Source organism: Pandoraea eparura (assembly GCF_902459725.1).
In the GTDB taxonomy this organism is placed as follows: domain Bacteria; phylum Pseudomonadota; class Gammaproteobacteria; order Burkholderiales; family Burkholderiaceae; genus Pandoraea; species Pandoraea eparura.
In genome coordinates, this window is sequence record NZ_CABPSH010000003.1 from 35,507 (window position 1) to 55,380 (window position 19,874).

Below are 19,874 nucleotides of genomic sequence, written 5' to 3' on the forward strand. Positions count from 1 at the left end.
CGCGGGCCGCATTACCCGCGCTCGCGGGCAAGAGCGCACAGTATGCGCGATTCCGGGAAAACGCGTGCGCGGGCCTGTGGGTGGATTCGGCGCGGGTTCGGCACACTACTCCATCGATTTCAGATCCACCCAGACGCCGTCCGGGCCACGAATGAGCGTCTTGCCGCCGTACTTCATGACGGTGGTCTTCTCGTTCGCCGACACGAAGGCCGTCGGCGGCAGATCGGTCGCATACGACGCCAGATCGGGCGTTCCCGCGAACGGGTTGCTGGCAATCAAATGCGAGACGAGCGTCATCAGCGCCAGATAGCTCGTGGGCGTGGAAATCGTGACGGGCGTGCCGTGCGCGGCCGCCGCCCCATTGCCGAAGCCGACCAGCTTGACGGCCACCGGCACATGCGTGATCTCGGGCAGCGGCACTTCGCGCATGCCCGAGATCTGCAGTTTGCTTCCCCGCAGCGCGGCGCCATGTTCAGGCACGAACACCACGACCGCCTTGCGGCCCGAGCGAGCGATGGTGTCGATGAACTGACCGAAGTCGTCGAACATCGCCTTCACGCGAATCGGATAGCTCTGCGCACTCGACAGCCGCGAGCCTTCGAGACGATTGCCATCGTGCAGCGAGATGGTGTTGTAGTACAGCGCGACGCGTTTGTCCGGCAAGGCCATGCGCTGCTGCCACCACGATTGCAGCACATCGCCATCCGAGTGGATCGCGGTTTCGTCGAACGCGCGCATGGCCACGCGTGTGTGCGTGTTGTCGAATGGCGTGATGCCCTGCACGTTGAAGTTCTGCTGAACCTCCTGCATGAAGTTGTCGAAATGCCCGTCATGGTTCATCGCGAGCGACGGCGTAAAGCCGAGCTGCTTCAGGTCGCTCATGACGTAGCACTGCGGGCCGACGGGATCGTAAAGCGCCTTGTGGGTCGGCTGGCCGCAGCCGGCGCGCAGCACGCGAATGGCGGCCGGACCGCTATAGCTCGCCGCCGAGTTGAAGTTCTTGAAGAGGAAGTCGAAGCGCGAGAGCAGCGGCAGGTTGGCAAGGTTGTCGGCGTCGAGATCGTCCTGTGCGAGCGAACAGATGTGCAGGAAGATGATGTCGAAGTCAGGGCCGGCCCCGACCTGCGCCGGCATCGGCACGGCGCGCTTCAGTTCGCGGGTGTAAAAGCCGTCGAGCGCGGCGTCCGGACTCGCGGCCAACGGCACCTCGCCGTCGCCCGACACGAATTCGCCCTCGCCCGCCACCGCGCCGCCCTCGCTCGCTGCCGCGACGGACGCGACGGCCGCAGTATCGCTCTGCGCCGCGACCACCGGCGCGACCGCCACCAACGTGCCGACGCGCAGCACGCCGGGCACGATCAGCAGGGCAAGCACCACAAACGTCGTTACGCGCACCCACCGGTTCACGATCCAGTAGGCCAGCAGCAGGATCGCGAACCCCAACCAGAAACGCGACGGCACGAAGCGACCGAGCAGTTCGATCAGGTACGAGACGCGGAACTGGAGCAGTTCGGGCAACTGCTCGATAAACCGGCCGAACGGCGGCAGGTTCGAATCGTAATAAAGCAACGCCGCGCCCGCCGCAAGCGCCAGCATCTGTCGCGCAACCCGGGCCCAGCGCGGTCGCAGCCGAACCGCCAGCAGCAGCGCGAAGAGAAAGTTCGGCAGCACGTGAAAGCCAATGATGCCGGCCCACAGCAGCAGCAGCTTCACGATGAAATAGAGGTTCCAGATGCCCATCGTATGCGTTCCTCAGTGCCGGGTTTGCCCGGCTGACGTCTGGCGCGCGCCGCGCAGGCGATGCTGCCAACGCGTCACGAGTTTGCCCAGCAAGTAGTTCGCCAACACCTGATAGCCGCGCAGGCCCATCGCCAGCATCTCGAAGAGCGCCTTGATCGGCTCGTCCCGGGCACGCTCCACATCCCAGTCGCGCCAGGCATCGGCGCGTCCGAACGTGAATTGCACGAGATGTTTCTCCTGCGCCACCGTGAGCGGCATGAACGAGAGAAACAGCGCCTGATTGCGCACCCCGACCACGCGCACCGGAAAGCCATATTCCGTGGCGCCGCGCGCGAGTGCGACCTGCGCCTCGGTGCCCTCGCGCAACGCGAGCGGCACCGGCAATTGCAGCGCCAGGCCGCCGCCCGAGAAGTCGCGCGTGTGGCACGCCATCGCGCGCCCGTCCGGCAGATACAGCGTGGCGGGCATGCGCATCGACACCCGATGCGTGCGGCGCACCTGCCGCACCTCGGTCGCCACGGCCACCGCCGCGCCCAGCACCGCCAGATTGAACGTCACCCACGCCACGTTGAAGATCAACGCGCCCATCTCATGCGCCGGTCCGTAGAGGTAGCGCAAGACGCCCGCCAGGAAGCCCAGGACATTGAATCCGAGCAGCACCAGATACGGCTTCGAGATGTTCCAGTTGAAGAAGCTCTGCTCGATCAGGCCACCCTTGGCCGTCACGTTGAATTTGCCGTACCGCGGGTTGATGAACGCTACCGTCGTGGGCAGCGCCACATACCACGCCAGCACGGCTTCATAGACATCCGACCAGAACGAATGGCGATACTTGCCCTGGATGCGTGAATTGGCGATGTTCGCGTGGGCGATGTGCGGCAACACGTAGGCACAAATGCTCAGGGCCGCCGCCTGCACGATATGCAACCCGAAGAACAGATAAGCGATCGGCGCGAGCAGGAAGATGATGCGCGGAATGCCGTAGAAGAAATGCAGCATGCCGTTCGCGTAACAGATACGCTGACCGAACTTCAGGCCGCGCCCGAAGAGCGGGTTGTCGACGCGGAAAATCTGCGCCATGCCGCGCGCCCAGCGGATGCGCTGGCCCACGTGACTCGAGAGCGATTCGGTCGCGAGCCCCGCCGCCTGTACCACCTTCAGGTACACGGTGTTCCAGCCGCGACGGTGCATCTTGAGCGCCGTGTGCGCGTCTTCCGTCACCGTTTCGACGGCGACACCCCCGACTTCGTCGAGTGCCGTACGGCGCAACACGGCGCAGGAGCCGCAGAAGAACGAGGCATTCCAGAAGTCGTTGCCGTCCTGCACGATGCCGTAGAACAGGCGCCCTTCGTTGGGCACCGCCCCGCGCGTGGCGAGGTTGCGCTCGAACGGATCGTCGGAGAAGAAGTGGTGCGGCGTTTGTACGAGCGAGCAGCGCGGGTCCTTGAGAAAGGCGCCCATCGTCGTCTGCAGAAACGAGCGCACGGGAATGTGATCGCAGTCGAAGATGGCGACGAACTCGCCGTGCGTCTTGCCCAGCGCATGGTTGATGTTGCCGGCCTTGGCATGCCGGTTGTCGGGGCGCGTGAGGTAATGCACCCCGGCGAGCGCGGCGAATTCGCGCATCTCGTCGCGACGTCCGTCATCGAGCAGGTAGATGTTGAGCTTCTCCGGCGGCCAGTCGATGCCGCAGGCGGCATAGACGGTCGGGCGCACCACATCGAGGCCCTCGTTGTACGTGGGGATATAGACATCGACGCTGGGCCACTGACTCGAATCGGGCGGCAGCGGTGTGATGCGGCGCTGCAACGGCCAGACCGTCTGTATGTAGCCGAACAGCAGGATCAGCCACGTGTACATCTCGGCGGCCACCAGCGTATAGCCAAACGCCGCCTCGGCCAACGTGTCGAACGCCAGCGACTGCGTGAGTCGCCACCATACATAGCGGATCGTCGAAATCAGCGACAGACCGATCAGCACGAGTACCGAATACTGGCTGTCGAGCCGGCGGAACACCAGCGCCAGCGTGAGTGTGCAGATCGAGAACAGCAACTGCTCGAACGGCTCGAACGGTGTCGTCACGATCCAGAACACACCGATCAGACCGAGCAGCGCAACGATGGCCGATGTCACGCGCCACTGCATCACGCGCTCGAGTTGCGCGTCGAAGCGATGGGCGAGTTGCGCGGGCGTGTCGGGCGGAATGCCGAAGAGCGTCTGCACCAGCCAAAGGCGCGCGCGTTCGTTGTTGTTGCACAACGCCGTCCACAGCACATAGGGCGGAAATGCCGGACGCCGATCGGCGCGGCGCCAAAACAGCGCCCACACGATCTGACCGAAGCCCGCATCGGCCGGCACATCGAGCCGCTGCGTGACACGCGCGTTGATCCACGCCAGCGCACGCGCGGGATAGTCGGGGCGTCCGGCGCGCGGCGGATGAAACAGAATGCGCAGCCACCAGTCGCGCCACTGGTCCAGCCGATGAACGTCGAGCCGCATCGCCAGCCGCGTCACGGCGTGGTCGCTGGCCTGCGCGACCCAGCGCTGGTGACGGGGCGAGCGCAAGGTCGCGGCCAGCATCCATTGCAACAGTCCCGGCGGGCGTCCGTCCGCGCGCGGTGGCACCGCGAGCCGCACAACGAGAATCTCGCCGCCTAGCCGGCAGAGGGAGCGCAGTGCGTCGCGGATCATGCGCGGCTCCCGGTGTCGGGCATCGCATCTTGCAACGTCGTCGCGTGCAGCAACCACGCCACCAGTTGTGTGACATCGAGCGCAGCCTGCGAGCCCTGCCCCGCGCTGCCCAGCGGCTGACCACTCGCCGCCGCCGTGCCGATCGCGTCGTCGCGATGAAGGCGCAACGGCAAGACGGCGTCGCCTGCGCGCGCCTGGATCAGGTGGAGGAGATCGTTGTTGAGCGGCGAGTTGCCCGCCGCGAGATTCGGCACGATCTGCGCGCGCCCCGCGCATGCCGCGATCAGGTCCGGCAGCGTAACGTAACCCGTCGTCGTCACGGGCACCACGCCAAGAACGAAGTCGGCCTCCGCCACGGCCGCCTGCGCGATGACATCGGGCAAGCGCTGGGTGTCGATGAAAACGCGGGCGCCGTCGGGCAAGCCGAGCGCGTCGAGCTGACGGCGCAGCCCCCCGGTGTCCTGACGCAGCCACTCGCCGATGGCGCGAAGACTCGCCGCTTCGCTGCGGCCGGCAGGCAGCAACGGCACGTGCGCCGGCGTCTCACACAACACACTATTCCAGCCGTCCGGCGCGACACTTGCCGACAGTACACCTGCCGCGCAAGTCTCGCGAAGGCCAAGCAGCACGCCAATGCTGTTTTGCGAATCGAGTTCGAGCACGGCGACCGGATGCGACGCCTGCGCCAGCGACGCCGCCAGATGGGCCGTTACGGTACTGCGCCCGGCGCCACCGGCGCTGGACACGACGGCAATGAGGGTCAACATGCGCCCTCCTTCCCGGCCTGAACTTCCGCCATGCGCGACAAGACAGCGACAAAAGCGAGATCAATGCAAGCGCACATGGGTCAATAACTCCAGATCGGGCGAACCGGCGACGGCGGCATCGGCACATCACCGCGACGGGCATCAAAGTGATACCGCAGATAGACGAGGAAACGATTCGGCGCGTAATAGTCCGAACGCTCGAACTGCGCCTGCGCGCCGATCACCCAATGGCGGTTGATCCAGTACTCGGCCCGCCCGAGCAGCGAGAAGCCCACGCCGAAGCCACCGCCCGAGCCGTACGTCAAATTGCCGCTGGCGGCTTGCAGCGCGCCGTCGGTCGGAAAGTACGGCATCGCCTTCTCCTGACTCTGCGAGACGGACACCGACCCGCGCAGGTAGTACGACCAGCGTTGCGCGCGGCCGTACCATTCCAGCGGCAACGTCAGCGACACGTAGGTTTGCGGGCTGTAATACCCGCCGTGGCCATAGGTGTAGAAGCGTTCGTTCTGCACAAAGCTGTCGAAGAACAACGTGAGGCCAGTGTTCACGCGCATGTCGCGTCGGTAGATGAGCGGCAGGTCGACGCCGGCGCGCGCCGATACCTCCGAGTTGTTGAGCACATTCTCGCCCGTGAGCCGCGCCACGCTCGCTTCGCCGAAGATGCCCCACTTGGGAAAGTCGCGAGACGCGTGGAACGTAAGCGCATCGCGCCGCACACCGCCCCATTTGCCGTCGCCGAAGATCTCGGGCAACGGCAGGGATGCCCCGGCGTACGACACCATGCTGCCTGTCATCGGGCGACGCGACGCATCGACCCAGTAGTCGTAGCGGCCGAGGTTGCCGAACAGGCGCACGCCGCCGGTCACATAGGAGATCGGAAATCCTACCGGCGTATGACCGATGTCCGCCCGGATCCAGTCGTTCTCGTAGCCGAGCATGAGCGCCTGCCCGTGTGCCTTCTGACGCTTCGTGCCGTAATCGCCCTGCACGCCAGGATTGGCGGCCCGGAACGCGGCGACATTGAGCAGCGGCAGCGTGCCGAACTCGGACGTGCCGTTGAGCGGCAAGTCGCCCGAGTCGGCACTGACGTAATCTGTCTGGGCGAACACGTGAGCGTCATAGCCGACGGCGTACTGGCCGTATAGGGGCACGGCGCGGGCGTTGAACATCGAGATGCCGCCATCGCCCTTCTTCTCGTCGATTTCGTACCCCGCCGCGACATAGCTGTTACGGCGCGCTTGCAACGAATCGATGGCCGACTCGGCCGACGTCATGCCGTCGTAGCCGGGCAGCGCGCCCTGCACGATTTCCTCCTTGCGCGCCTGGTCATACCATCCCTTCGCTTCTTGGTAACGACGCTGCGACTGCGCAATGCGCCCGCGTTGCACGGTCACGGCCGGCGTATCGGGGAATTGAACGCGCAGCTTGTCGTTCAGGGCGATGGCTTCGTCAAAGCGTCGCATCGCGGTGAGCCGCCGCACGGCGGCGAGTTGTGTCCAGACGTCATCGGGTGGCGCCTCGGCCAGTGCGCGATCGAGTTCGCGGTTGGCGGCCGCGTCGTCCTGCATCTCGTAGAGCACGCGCACGAGCGACAGGCGCGCGTCCTGATCGTTCGGATCCTGCTGGAGTTGCGCTTGCGCGATCTTGCGCGCTTCGTCGAAGCGACGCTCGTCGAAATAGAGGTCGCCCAGCGACGAGAGCGCGCGTTTGTCGGGCGGTTGGCGCGAGAGCAACGGACCGAGCGTCTCGCGCGCGGTCTTGAAGTCGCCCAACGCCCGCGCGCGGTCGGCTTCGCGCAGGGCGAGACGATCCTGCAAATCCTGCCATTCGGCGCGCTGATTCGCGCCGAGCGTGGGCGGATCGATGCCCGCCAGGAACGTGCCGAGTTCGGTATCGCGTTCGGCCGTGTCGAGCAATTCCGCATAGCGCAGTTGTGCGTCCGGCTGCGGCTTGTCGGCGTGCGCCGCGAGCCAGTCGCGCATGAGCGCCAGCCCCGCCTCGGGCTGCCCTGCCGCCACGCGAGCACGCGCAACCTCACCGATCAGTTCCGGATCGTCGCCGGCCATCGCCAACGCGTCGGCATAGCGTCGCTCGCTCTGGGCGTCGTCGCCCGCGGCATGCGCTTCACGTGCCAGACGCGCCGTGTCGCGAATGGCAAGCGTCGTCTGCATGCGGCGGATCGACGGCGTGACGCTCGCGGCCGGAATTTGTGCAAGCGCGGCGCGGGCGCCGGCTTCGTCGTCGATCACGTTCAGATAGAGGGCCTGCGCGTACAGCATCTGCGCGCGGTCATCGGGCGATAGCGGCTGGCGCAAGCCTTCGGCCATCACGTCGCGACCGATCTGCGGCAGGCGCAGCTTCCGGTAGAGGCTGGCAAGCGAGTAGCGTGTCCAGGCGTTGCCCGGATCGAGCGTGACGGCACGTTCCAGTGCCGCGAGCGCCGGGCCGTTGTGACCTTGCGCCATCTCGCGCTCGGCGTCATCGGACAGGGCTGCCGCCTCGGCCTTGTCGAAGCGCGCCTTGTCCTGCGGAAAACGTTGCCGCAGATTGCCGAGCAGACTGGCCAGCTCGGCGCGGCGATGCTCACGCGAATACAACGTGATCAGACCGCGCAATGCCGTGTCGTTGTCCGGCTCGATCTTGCGCGCCTGCTGGAAGAGTCGCTCGGCGTCGCTGTCACGCTTGTCGTCGAGCGCAATCTCGCCCAGCAATGCCAACCCGTCGGGATTGCGCGGATCGCTGGCCAGGGCGCTGCGCACGAGCCGGTCGGCCTCGGCGAGATGCCCGGCGTCGCGGGCATCGCGTGCCTCAGCCATCGTGCCCCAGAAGCGCGACGTCTGGAGCAGCGAACGCCACTTGCCCGCGTTCGCCGGATCCTTGCGAAGGGCCTCGGAAAACAGCGCCTGCGCCGCCTTGTGATCGCCCTGACGCAACTTGCCCAGCCCCAGCGATCCGAGCAGTTCCCCGTCGTTGGGACGCTTGGCGCGCGCGGCGTCGAGCGAGCGCTGCGCGTCACTCAGCCGCCCCTGATCGAGCGCCTTGATGCCCGCCTGCCGCGCCTGGTACGCGGGGTCGTTGAGCATGCGCGTACGCGCCGCCTGTTGTGCGTTGAGCTTGTTGTACGCCGCGCGAATCTCGGTGTCGTTGGGCGAGAGCGCAAGATAGCGCTGATAGAGAGGCAGCCAGGCCAGATTGCCATCGGCCCGCGACAGGCCTTTCTGCCAGAGCGGCAGCAAGGCGTTCAGGTCGGCATCGGGCCGCGCGGCAAGTTCCGCCACCCTGCGCGTGCCCGCCAGGCGGCTCGCGGGGCGGTCGATCATCAGCTCGGCCAACGACTGCGACGCACGCGAGTCACCGGGCGAGTCCTTCGCGAGCGCGGCCAGTCCTCGTTGCGCCGCCGGCCACCCGTCAGTGGCATTGGCTTGTGCGCGAAAGTACTCGACGCCAAGATCGCCTCTGGGCGGGCCGTCGGGAAACAGTGCCTTGTATTCGGCGAACGCCGCATCAGCCTGTCCGCTGCGCTGAAGCAGTCGCGCGCGCGCGATGCGGGATTTGTCGACAGTGTTCACCCGAATCACATCCGCCAGCGCTTTCGTGGCGGGAGCATTCGGATAGCGCGCGCGCAGCGTCTGCAACGCCTGGTTCGCCGGCTGCGGATGGTTCTCTTCGCTGTCGATCTGACCGAGTAGCGAAATCACATCGGGCTGTTCCGGTTGCACGAGCAACGCCTTTTCCAGCGCAGCGCGGGCGAGATCGTTGCGATGACGGGCGTGCCAGAGCGTGGCGCTTGCGAGCAGACGACTCACATCACGATTCGCGGCCACGGCGTTCGGTTGGCCACCCGCGCTCGGGCCGGACGCGGCACGCGCGGGGACACCGCCCGCCGCCATCAGTACGCAGGTCAGACACGCGGAGCGAATCAGCGTGTTGGGCAAGTCGCCTCCCATGGCACCCGCAACGTGCCGTCAGCGGCAAAACGGAAGCGTCCGTCGTGCCAGCCGAGACCGAATAGCGAGAGCACCGAACTGTAGTAGCCCGGCGCCGATTGCGCTTCGAGCGCCCGCGCGCGCGTGACTTGCGCCTGCGCTTGCGCGGTGTCGCCCACCGCCTGAAGCAGTGGCACGAGGGCCGCCGAGAAACCGGACCCGCCGGCCCGACTCGCGTTACCGTCGCGCGTGTTGACCCGTTCGGGCGGCGCACCGTGGGCTGCCACATATCGCAGCATGCCGCCGAACGTGTGCTTCAGCGCGTGGAGGTCGTCACTGTCGGGCGCGAGCATTCCCGACCACAGATAGACGCGAATGGCGTTGTAGCTGCCCTCGCCGTGGGTGTCTGGATCGATCTCGAAGCCACGGCCCGCACGGTAGATCGCCCATTCCGGCGCGAATCCGAGCGGCGGTGCGCTCAGCGTGATTTGCTTGAGCGAGGACGAGATCAGTTGTGCCCAGCCGCTCTCGGGAAAGCGCCCCGCCAAATAGCGCACCACCTGCATCGGCACGTAGCTGGGATTGAGCCGCCACAGATCCGTGGCCGGATGAAAGCCGACGGGCGCCGGGAGCAGCGTGCGCCCGAGGCCCGGCACAAAGTCGGTCTCCTGCGCCGCAATACGGCGCGCGACGAGCGCGCCCAACGCGGTATAACGCCGCACGTTCCACAATCGCCCCGCCTCGCCCAGCGCGTAGGCGATCCACATGTCGGCGTCGCTCGCCGGGTTGCGATCGAGCACGCCCCACTGCCCATTGTCCTGCCTGCCCCACAGCCACGCGGGCAAGTGGGCGGTCAGATCGCCCTGCGCCAGGTTGTTGGCGGTCCAGTCGAGCACCTTGTCGAACGTGGCGCGATCGTTGGCCATCAGCGAAAACGTCAGCGCATAGGCCTGGCCCTCCGACACCGTGCGCTGATCGTCCATGCTGCGATCGATCACACGCCCGTCGTCGCTCAGGAAACGCGCCTTGAAGCGAGCCCAGTCAGGCCAGTCGACCGGCGCACAGGTGCGCCCGAGCGCCGCGGGCGCGGACGCGGCGCTCGCCGGCGCACCGTGCGCATTGCGTGTCAGCGTGCCGAGCATCGGCAACGCACTGCATGCGGCGAGCGCACGCAACACGTCACGACGGCGTCGGCCCGTCGTCTCGGCGCGTGTCATTCAGGGCTCCAGACGACGCGCAGCGCGACGCTGCAACCACCCGAAGCACTTGAGCGCAATCGCGAATGCCGCAAGCAACGCGACCAGCCCCACCAGTATCGGATGACTCGAGAGATGGTAGCGAATGCGCGTCCACCAACTCACATCGCCCACGAAGTAGGTCTGCCCAAGCCGGAACGATTCGGCGCGTGCGCCGCTGAACACGGCCAGATCGCCGTGGATCTCCGCCCGACGCGCGTTGTCGTCAATGGCATCGACCACGCCGAGCAAGGCGTCATCGCTCGACGCATTGATCGCGACCACTGAGCGCGAGCGGCTCACCGGTGACTCGAATCCTACGAGTGCCGCGAGCGGCCCCTGGGACACCGCGTCCATGTGGGCCGGGCCAACGGGGCTGGCCGCAAGCGCCGAACCCATCGCGCCATCCCCACGCGACGCCTGCGGCTGTCCCGTCATCACCCGGCGCGTCTGGTCGATGATCAGCGGCAGATTCTTGCCCCACTTCACAAGAAGGTCGGCCACATCCCTGCCACCCACCATCAACAAATCGCGATCCTTGAAGCGGTCGGTCTGCGTCGTGTCGAGCACTTCGAAGCGATCGGCATAGACACCGGTCGACCGGCCAAACCGGCCAAGGGTCGAGAAGACGGTTTCGAGTTCCGCCGTATCCGGCGTCTTCGACATCACGATGGCGGTTTGCGCGAGATCGGCGTACTTCGTGAACGGGAATCCGCTGCCGACAAAGAAGCTCAGGTTCGGCATTTCGGCGTAGTGCGGCAAACCGCTGAAATCGATGGTCGAATCGGCGTCGATGGCCGAGCGTGCCGCGTGGGCGATCGTCTGGCTGCACATCCCGTCCTTGTGCGGTTCCATCGCGAACTGGAACGACAGCGAGTTGCGCGACGCTACCTGGAAGGCGGGGATGCGCACCTCCTTGCGATCGGCCATGGTGCCATCCGAGAGCAACTCCACCAGCATGTGGCTCTTGTCCTGACTCTCACCCGCCGCGCGCAGACGATAGGCACGCACGAACTTATCGTTGATCGACACGCTCATCGACGAATCATCGGGCTTGACCGGCGGCGTGTAGCGATATTTGAGATCCATCGGCACGCCCGTGTTCTGCCACGTGAGCAGATCGGCGGGCAGATTGAGCCGAAGGCGGATCGGCCACGGCATATAGCCGCTCGCCTGCAGGTCGTTCGGATTGTCGACCAGTTCGCCGAACTTCACAGGCCGGTCGGTGCGAACCCAGCGCGGCGCGTCGTAAGCCACGCGCGGCGGCATCGGCGTGAGTGCGTCGATGCGCATCGCATCGCCCGACAGCGCGGCGCGCCCCGAGACGAGTGCGAGCGCAGCCGTCTCCAGGTCCTTCGCATCACGCCCCTGTACAACGAGCAACTTGAGCGACGGATCGTCCGGGTTGGACATCATGCGCAGCGTGGGAGCATCGACCTTCGGCAAGTCGAGTCCGGGCAGCATGGTGTCGTTCGTGACGAACACGATGGCGTGCTTCGACGGCAGCGTCTTCACACTGACCGGGAAGCGGGTACGGCGATAGTCGCCGATCGCGCCGGCCCACGTGGCCACCACGCCGGCAGCATGGACCACTGCGAGCGACGGTGGTGCGCCGAAGACGAACGGAATCGACTGGTCACGGTTATCGTGGCGATCGAAGAACGGCGCGGGCAGCGTGGCCAGATCGTTGCGAAGCGTAAGCGGCTGCGTGCTCGTGACAATCTCGCTCTGCGGGCTGATATCCGCCCACAGGCTCGAGTGCGTCGCATCCTCGCACTCCATCGAGTAGTGCCCGATCAACACCAGCCGCACGCGGTTGAAGCCCGAGAGCAGGCGCGGATCGAGCGCGATGTCGCGCACAAGCGGCTTGCCACCGTCCTGCTTGGTGAACGGCAAGGTGGCGATCAACTCTTCATTCAGAAATATCTTGAGTTGCGAGAGATCGGGAATCAGGGCGGGCGAGTAGGTGTAGCGCAGGCGCAACAATGCCGAGGCCACGGTCTGATCGAGTCGGATTCCGAAGTTGACCTCGCTCGACCCTTCGGTACCGCGCAATCGCAGTCCATCGGTCTGTCCCAACTGAGCGAACGTGAGCGTACGTTGACGGGTACCGGGCGGCGCCGGCACGAGCGCCGCAGTGGTGCCTGATGGGTCGGGCGACGCGGTGGCGCCGGACGCGGCGCCCGGCGCGGCGACCGTGCCAGAGGGCATCGGCGCCTTGCCCGGCCGACCGGTCGTGGGTGCCGCTACCGCAAATCCGCTGCCCGCAAGATCCATCGCTGCGACAGCTAACAGCCAAATGGCGGAAATTTTTTTGTAACGCGACCAAGACGCTCGAAGCTGCATATGCAATGCCTCATCTGTTCTTGTGGTGCATTATTGTCGCCTTCACACGAGGCCCGTCCGCAAGACCCGACGTCTCACCACGTCGTTGTCCTGCACTCCTAAGATTGCAGAGGATCCAGCGGGACAGCGCCACGCGGCTGTCCGAAAGCGGTAGATGCACCATGCTAGCCTGCCTCAGGGCGAGTAATCAAGCGAACCTTGGTCATGCGCGAGTGCATACCCGGTGCGCCGGCAGACCGGACGGCAGCGAAATTGCCCTGCCCCCAATGCCCCTATACAATGCCTTGCATGCGACAGACCGACTCCTCATCTGCCACGACCCCGTTGCCTATGACACCCGTCACACCCACGCCGCAAGTGGCCGACGCGATCGTCGAGCGTCGTTATCCATCGGATATCGATCGGTTGCGCGACGTCGTCGGGGCCGACGTGCTGCCCGACTATCGCGACGAACAGGCAATCATGGCGAACCGACAGGCCAGCGAGCGCTGGCCGCATCTGGTCGCCTTCGCCGACTCACGCTGTGCTGCGTCGGCAGCGGCGGATGTCGCGCCGCGCTCGCTCGCAAACTGAGTCCGCATGCGAGACGCCTCCATCATCGCTGCCTTCGATTTCGACGGCACGATTTCCACGACCGACACGCTTCGCGTCTTCGTGCGCGACACGGTCGGCACACCGCGCTTCGTGGCAAGCGCCGTGCTCGCGTCCCCCTGGTTGATCGGCGCGGCACTGCGCGTCGTCGACCGGGGCACCGCCAAGGCCGCCTTCCTGCGCGCGTCGCTGGGCGCACGTACCCGCGCGCAGCTTGAGTCCGATGCCCAGCGGTTCATCGCGCAACGTCTGCCGCGCCTTCTGCGTCCCGAGATGCTTGCGAGATTGCGGCAGCACCGCGCGATGGGACACCGCATCGTGCTGGTGAGCGCCTCGCCCGGCTTGTACCTGCGCCTGTGGGCCGCCTCCGTCGGGGTCGATGCCGTGCTCAGCACTGAACTGGCCTATGACGAACTCGGCCGGTTCGCCGGCCAGTTCGCCGAGCCCAATTGCTGGGGGCCGGAGAAAGTGCGACGTCTCGAAGCCTGGTGGGCGGCCTCGCCACCACGCGTGCTCTTCGTCTATGGCGACAGCCGGGGCGACAAAGAGATGGCCGAGCGCGCCGATTTCGCCTGGATTCGCGGCCAGGGCAAGCTCATGCCACTGCCGGATGCCGATGCCTCGCGGCGGGCGTCCTGACGGCTGATCCTCCGCGCATGCCCACCCCGACAGATCCCGGCCGCCGCGTCGCGTGGTTGTCGCGGCTCATGCGTCTGGAACCCGTGGCGTTCTCACGCTGGGACGCCGTGCATGCCGCGCTCTGCGTTGCCACGCCCACCGCCATCGGCGCGGCCATCGGCCATGGTGCCGACGCCTCGCTCATCGCACTCGGCGCACTGCCCGCCATCATCGGCGACCGCACCGGCCCCTATCGCGCGCGAGCACGTTCCATTCTGCTCACGGTCGCCACCGGCGTCGTGGGCTTTTACGCCGGCATGCTTATCCACGACATCGGCATGTCGCACTCTTGGGCCGCGCATGGGCTGCTGCAAGCGGCCATTCTGCTGCTCAGCTTCATCGGCACGTTTGGCAACGTCGCGTCTGCGGCGACCTTGCAGGGTGCCGTCTACCTCATCGTCGGCTGGGGTCTTGCGCTGCCGCCGCCCGAATGGCGGGCGCCGCTGCTGCTCGCGGCGGGCGGCATCTTCAGCGTGCTGCTCATGGCGGTTCACTGGTTGCGGCACCCGGGTGCGGCCGAGCGCGGTGCCGTCGCCGCGATCTACCAGCAACTCGCCAACGTGCTTGATGCGAGCGGCACGCCACGCGTGAGGCTCGCGCGCCGATCGCTCGAGAACGCCATTGCCGCGGCCTACGACACCCTACTGACGGCGCGAGCGAGCACCACTGAAGGGTGGGACGTGCTTGAGCGCCGGGCAGCCGAGATCCTGGCGGCCGAGCCCATCACATCGGCCGTCATCGGTCTAGTCCAGGGCGGTCAGCCGCTTCCCGCCTCGCTCGGACGCGCCTTGTACGGCATTGCTCGGCAAATTGCGCGCGATCAACAAGTCGATGTCTCAACCGCCGTGGCGGCGGCAAACAACCACCCCGCGCCAGCGCTGGCGGCAGCGTTGCATCGCGCCGAGCCTCTGCTGACCGGCAGCGCACATGCGGCCGAAGCACCTCTGATTGCGCTGGCGCGGCATCGAGCGCGCGCCAGCACCGTACCGCAGTGGATTCCGAAGTGGCCGTGGCCCGACGTGTGGCGCTACCTGCTTCGGATTGGCCTGTGCGTGCTGGTCGCGCAAGTCTTCATTTCGCTTACGGCACTGCCGCGGTCGTACTGGGTACCGCTGATCGTCGTGGTCATCTTCAAGCCGAACTATGGCTCCGCGTTCGCTCGCGCGTTGCAGAGTGGCGCAGGCAGTATTGTGGGCGTCGCTGTCTCTGCGGCCGTCGTCGCCATCGATCGCAACGGCTGGGTCAGCCTTGCCGTCCTCGTCCCGCTGGCGGCGTGCCTGCCGTGGGCATTGCGTCGCAACTACGGCTTGTTCAGCGCCCTGCTGCTACCGATTCTGATGCTGGTGATGGGCGCCTTGCAGCCTGGCAGTCAGGACATTGCCGTTGCCCGGTTCGTTGACGCCGTGGCCGCTTGCGCCATTGTGTTGCTCGTGGGCTATTTGCCATGGGCCAAGTGGGAGCGGCGTCAACTCGACGAACGCGTCGCCACTGTGCTCGATGCGCTGGGTCGCTATGCGGCGCTTGCCGACACCCGTGACGGCGATGCGGCGTTCGGTGCCCGGCGGGCAGCGTACAAGGCGCTTGACGATGCGCGTATTGCGTTGCAACGGGCCTTGTCGGAGCCACCGTTGGTGAGTCGTCGCGCGGCGCGATGGTGGCCCGCGCTCGTGGGATTGGAGCGGGTGGCCAATGCGATCACCGACATCGTCCCCCAGGGGATTTCTCACGACGCCGCGGTCCATCCGGGGGCCGTGGTGCTAACGCGGATGGCGGCGGCGATTCGGCATGGTGGGCCGGGGCCGGAGATGCCGGCGGCACCGGTACCGGGCATGGATCCACGGCTGGAAGAGGCCTTGCGCGCAGCCATTGGCGTGTTGTTCGGCGCTGCGCAGGCACCGGCCTGAACGGCGCTTCGGCGACAACCGGGCAACAACCTGGAAACAATCGGGCAGCACGTAAGCGGCATCTGGTCAGCGACTGGACGGCGCCATATCCGGTCGAAGGACGACAACGCAGGCATAATGCGGGCTTCCGGCGCAACCTGAGTTCCATGCGCCGCCACGCCATTCAGAAGACATCGCATGAACACTACCCCGACGCTAGCCTGGACCGAAGAGGGTCGCCCCGTTACTGCGCGCTGGCGTTCCGAAGCGGGCGTAATGCCGCCGCGCCGTGTGGAAGTCGTCGACGACACCGTCACGGCCGACGAGGCCTATCATCTCGCCTGTGGCGGGACGGCGCTGCTGTACCGCGGCGACTACCAGAACGCGCGTCAATTGCTGCAGGCCATGGCGAGACGGGTGGATCGTCCGCCGCATCGTCCTCGTCGCAAGCCGGCCGCCAAGGGCGAGGCAGCGCTCGCCAGCCCTGCCGACGCCTTCCACAAGCATCGGATGGCGCAAGCGCAGCGCGCGCGCATTCTCGGCATGGTGCTGATTCCGCTCGACGCCGACTATGGCATTCCGCTGCGCCGCGCTCCGGAGGTTCGCGATGCCTGCACCGAAGCTTGGGGCACGCCTGACGCCACCCCCTCGGTGGCATCGTTGCGAGAAATCCTCGGCTTGATCGGTGCCCATGAATGGCGCAAGAAGGGGGTGCCGATTGCCCCGTTGGCCGCGTCGATTCATCCGTGGTACGGCGTGTATTCGCCGGTGCGCGGTGAGTATCTTCAGTTGATCGATCAGGCGCCGTTGCCGGCCAAAACGCTGGCGTTCGACATTGGGACAGGCACGGGCGTGATTGCCGCGGTGCTTGCCCGTCGCGGCGTGCAGCAGGTTGTGGGAACCGAGCGCGATGCTCGCGCCCTGGCGTGTGCGCGCGAGAACATTTCGCGGCTCGGTTACGATCGCGCCGTCAAGATCGTCGAAGCCGACCTGTTTCCCGAGGGCAAGGCGCCGCTGATCGTCTGCAACCCGCCGTGGGTGCCGGCCAAGGCAAACGCGCCCATCGAACACGCGATCTACGATCCGGACAGCCAGATGCTCAAGGGCTTCCTGAACGGCCTCGCGGCCCATCTGAGTCCCGGCGGCGAAGGCTGGCTCATTCTGTCCGATCTTGCCGAACATCTGGGCTTGCGCACGCGCGAGACCTTGCTCTCGTGGATTCACGGCGCCGGCCTGGTCGTGCTCGCGCGTCACGACGTGCGCCCGCATCACCCGAAGGCAGGCGACGCCAACGATCCGCTGCATGCGGCACGAAGCGCCGAAGTGACGTCGCTGTGGCGACTGGGTGTCCGTCCGGCTTAAGGACCCGCGCACTCGGTTGACGTAGACCACGCCCGGCGGCCATGCCGTCGCCGGGGTTCGAGTTGGGTCGGGAGGCGACGGGTCGGGTCCGGTCCGATCCGGTCACGTCGGGGCTGGTCGGGGTCGGGTGATATTAGCGTCGGGCTTGAAGATAGGCTGCGGCGCCGTCGCCCGCCACGCAGGCGCTCGCAAAGCAGGCCGTGAGCAGATAGCCGCCAGTGGGCGCTTCCCAATCGAGCATCTCCCCGGCACAGAACACGCCCGGGAGCGCCTTCGCCATCAACTGTGCGTCCAGCGCGTCAAGTGCGACACCCCCGGCACTGCTGATGACCTCGGCAATCGGGCGCGTACGCAACAGCGTCAGCGGCAACCGCTTGATGCCAGCGGCCAGCGCCGCCGGATCGCTGAACGTCTCGCGCGGCAAACACTCGCGCAGCAGCGCCGCCTTCACGCCCGCAAGTCCCAAGCGACTCTGCAGATGGCTCGCCATCGAGCGCGAGCCTCGTGGGCGGCTCACCTCGTCGGTGACACGTTCGGCGCGCCAGTCCGGCAACAGGTCCAGATAGACCTGCGTGCTGCCGTTGGCGCGAATGGCCTCGCGAATGGGGGCACACATCGCATAGACCAGACTGCCTTCGATGCCATGCATCGAAATCACGAACTCCCCTTGCCGCGTCGTGCCGTCCGGCAACGTCATCGTGACCGACTTCACCGGATGGCCCGCGAACCGCTCGCGCATATGCGGCGTCCAGTCCGTCTCGAAACCCGCGTTGGCCGGCAACAGCGGCGCGACATCTACCCCATGATCACGTAGCCACGGCACCCAGGCAGCGTCCGATCCGAGCTGCGGCCAGCTCGCCCCGCCCAGCGTCAACACCACCGCCCTCGCCCGCACCCGACGCTCTCCCCCGGGCGTCGCAAACCGCAAATCGTCCGGCCCGGCCGACGCCTGAGCCCCCCATCCCAGCCAGCGATGGCGCACATGCAGCCGCACACCCGCCGCGCGCAACCGAGTCAGCCACGCACGCAGCAGCGGTGCCGCCTTCATGTCGATGGGGAAAACGCGTCCCGACGAGCCGACGAACGTATCGATGCCCAGCCGATGCGCCCATGAACGCACGTCTTCGGCGCTGAAGCGACGCAGCCACTTCTCTACCACGTCCGCACGTTTGCCGTAGCGCGCCACGAACGGTGCCGCAGGCTCGCTGTGCGTGAGATTCATGCCACCCTTGCCGGCCATGAGAAACTTGCGTCCGACCGATGGCATGGCGTCGTACATATCGACTCGCCACCCCGCCGCCGACAGCACTTCCGCCACCATCAGACCGGCAGGCCCCGCGCCGATCACGGCCACATCGATCGTCTCGACTGGCGCAAGGGTCGAATCGTCAGACGGCGGGTGAGAAGCGCTGGATGAGGGCATGCTTGGGAATGATGTCGCGGAAAAACGGCTGTCGCACGCCGCCGGATGACCGCGAAAGACAGACTGACGCGGCGACGAAGGCCAACATTGTCCCACAGCACTGCCAGAGCGTCAGTTCTTTGGCGTTACAATCGCTCCCCCATCGTTGCTTTCCCCCTGGAGTCGCGCATGTCGTCAGCCGATCCTACGTCGATCGGACGCACCGCTTACGCAGCATTTGCCGAGCGCTACGCCGAGATTGCCGTCACCAAACCGCATAACGCCCTGTACGAGCGCCCCGCCACGCGCCACCTGCTCGGCAACGTCGGTGGCCTGCATGTCCTTGACGCCGGTTGCGGCCCGGGCATCAACAGTGCATGGCTCGCCGAACAAGGCGCGACCGTGCACGGCATCGACGTCACGCCCGAAATGGTCGACCTGGCCCGCAAGCGCTGCGACGGGCTGGCGGCGACGTTCGAGGTGCAGGACCTGGGCGCCCCGTTCGCCATGCTGGCCGATCGCCGCTTCGATGCCATCGTCAGCGCGCTCGCGCTCGATTACGTGGAGGACCTCGCACCGACCTTTCGCGAATTCGCGCGCGTCGCCAAGCCCGGCGCGACGCTCGTCTGGTCGATGGGACATCCGATGCGCGACTGGCTCGACGAGCGCACCCGGCGCAACCGAACCTACTTTGAAGTCACGCGCTTCGGCATGTACTGGAGCGGTTTCGGCGAACCGAAGCCCTATGTGGAGTCGTACCGGCGACCGCTCGCGGGCATTCTGAACGCCGCGGCGGACGCGGGCTGGCAACTCGAACGCATGGTCGAGCCGCTGCCGCTGCCGGAGATGGCCAACGTCGATGCCCGGCTTTACCGCGAACTGCTGCAGGCACCCGCTTTCCTCTGCCTGCGGGCACGACTCGCCAAACCGGCGAACTGAAACCACCGCGATGCGTCGGTCAAGGCAACGCCTCACGACTCGTTACGCGAACCCCACGGAATGAGCATCGTGGCCGTGCACGTTGCCCCGACCAGCACCGCCGCCACGCCGTAGCGCGACACATCCGGCAAGTTGAACAGCAGACCATGAATCGTGGCAAAAATGCCGCCCAGCGTCACGAACGCGGCAATGGAGGCAATGACGACGCGGGTATCGGAACACATACGGCACCTCGCAACGAGACCACGCGCGTTGCGAAGGGGTTCATGCCGGCAAATCGACCCGCCCCGGGGCACGGCATGCCCGGTCGGCGC

13 protein-coding genes are annotated in these 19,874 nt (G+C 66.5%); 5 read left to right on the plus strand and 8 right to left on the minus strand.

Annotation, left to right across the window (positions count from 1 at the left end):
• Positions 1–105 precede the first annotated feature (105 nt).
• The 6 genes from bcsG to bcsB form a co-directional block, all read right to left on the minus strand.
• Positions 106–1,740, minus strand: a complete 1,635-nt coding sequence (bcsG, locus tag PEP31012_RS08225; RefSeq protein ID WP_150588882.1) for a cellulose biosynthesis protein BcsG — start codon at positions 1,738–1,740, stop codon at positions 106–108.
• A 12-nt stretch (positions 1,741–1,752) separates the two neighbouring features.
• A complete protein-coding gene (gene bcsA / locus PEP31012_RS08230; RefSeq protein ID WP_150588883.1) occupies positions 1,753–4,431 on the minus strand; it encodes a UDP-forming cellulose synthase catalytic subunit in 2,679 nt (892 codons plus the stop codon).
• Positions 4,428–5,198 carry a cellulose synthase operon protein YhjQ/BcsQ gene (locus tag PEP31012_RS08235; RefSeq protein WP_150588884.1) on the minus strand — a complete coding sequence of 257 codons (771 nt, stop codon included), beginning with the start codon at positions 5,196–5,198 and terminating at the stop codon, positions 4,428–4,430. The genes bcsA and PEP31012_RS08235 overlap by 4 nt, the downstream gene beginning before the upstream one ends.
• An 80-nt stretch (positions 5,199–5,278) precedes the next feature.
• On the minus strand, positions 5,279–9,133 hold the full coding sequence (locus PEP31012_RS08240) for a cellulose synthase subunit BcsC-related outer membrane protein (RefSeq protein WP_174978166.1): 3,855 nt from the start codon (positions 9,131–9,133) through the stop codon (positions 5,279–5,281).
• Positions 9,118–10,341 carry a cellulose synthase complex periplasmic endoglucanase BcsZ gene (bcsZ, locus tag PEP31012_RS08245; RefSeq protein WP_174978167.1) on the minus strand — a complete coding sequence of 408 codons (1,224 nt, stop codon included), beginning with the start codon at positions 10,339–10,341 and terminating at the stop codon, positions 9,118–9,120. The genes PEP31012_RS08240 and bcsZ overlap by 16 nt, the downstream gene beginning before the upstream one ends.
• Positions 10,342–12,570, minus strand: a complete 2,229-nt coding sequence (gene bcsB / locus PEP31012_RS08250; RefSeq protein WP_174978168.1) for a cellulose biosynthesis cyclic di-GMP-binding regulatory protein BcsB — start codon at positions 12,568–12,570, stop codon at positions 10,342–10,344.
• A gap of 465 nt (positions 12,571–13,035) precedes the next feature.
• On the opposite strand from bcsB, the gene PEP31012_RS08255 reads away from it, so the two are divergent.
• The 4 genes from PEP31012_RS08255 (at position 13,036) to PEP31012_RS08270 (ending at position 17,219) form a co-directional block, all read left to right on the plus strand.
• On the plus strand, positions 13,036–13,278 hold the full coding sequence (locus tag PEP31012_RS08255; RefSeq protein WP_150588887.1) for a hypothetical protein: 243 nt from the start codon (positions 13,036–13,038) through the stop codon (positions 13,276–13,278).
• Between the two features lie 6 nt (positions 13,279–13,284).
• On the plus strand, positions 13,285–13,935 hold the full coding sequence (locus PEP31012_RS08260; RefSeq protein WP_150588888.1) for an HAD-IB family hydrolase: 651 nt from the start codon (positions 13,285–13,287) through the stop codon (positions 13,933–13,935).
• 17 nt (positions 13,936–13,952) lie between these two features.
• Positions 13,953–15,878 carry an FUSC family protein gene (locus PEP31012_RS08265; protein WP_150588889.1) on the plus strand — a complete coding sequence of 642 codons (1,926 nt, stop codon included), beginning with the start codon at positions 13,953–13,955 and terminating at the stop codon, positions 15,876–15,878.
• 177 nt (positions 15,879–16,055) lie between these two features.
• Positions 16,056–17,219 (plus strand): methyltransferase, encoded by a 1,164-nt coding sequence (locus PEP31012_RS08270; RefSeq protein ID WP_150588890.1) that lies wholly within the window; start codon positions 16,056–16,058, stop codon positions 17,217–17,219.
• A 133-nt stretch (positions 17,220–17,352) separates the two neighbouring features.
• Here the strand turns inward: PEP31012_RS08270 and PEP31012_RS08275 are convergent, their stop codons facing one another.
• A complete protein-coding gene (locus PEP31012_RS08275; RefSeq protein ID WP_174978169.1) occupies positions 17,353–18,642 on the minus strand; it encodes a TIGR03862 family flavoprotein in 1,290 nt (429 codons plus the stop codon).
• A gap of 168 nt (positions 18,643–18,810) precedes the next feature.
• Between PEP31012_RS08275 and PEP31012_RS08280 the strand changes: the two genes are divergently transcribed.
• Positions 18,811–19,560 (plus strand): class I SAM-dependent methyltransferase, encoded by a 750-nt coding sequence (locus tag PEP31012_RS08280; protein ID WP_150588891.1) that lies wholly within the window; start codon positions 18,811–18,813, stop codon positions 19,558–19,560.
• Between the two features lie 32 nt (positions 19,561–19,592).
• Here the strand turns inward: PEP31012_RS08280 and PEP31012_RS08285 are convergent, their stop codons facing one another.
• Entirely contained in the window at positions 19,593–19,784 is a 192-nt protein-coding gene (locus tag PEP31012_RS08285; protein WP_150588892.1) for a DUF2964 family protein, read from the minus strand.
• Between the last annotated feature and the right edge of the window lie 90 nt (positions 19,785–19,874).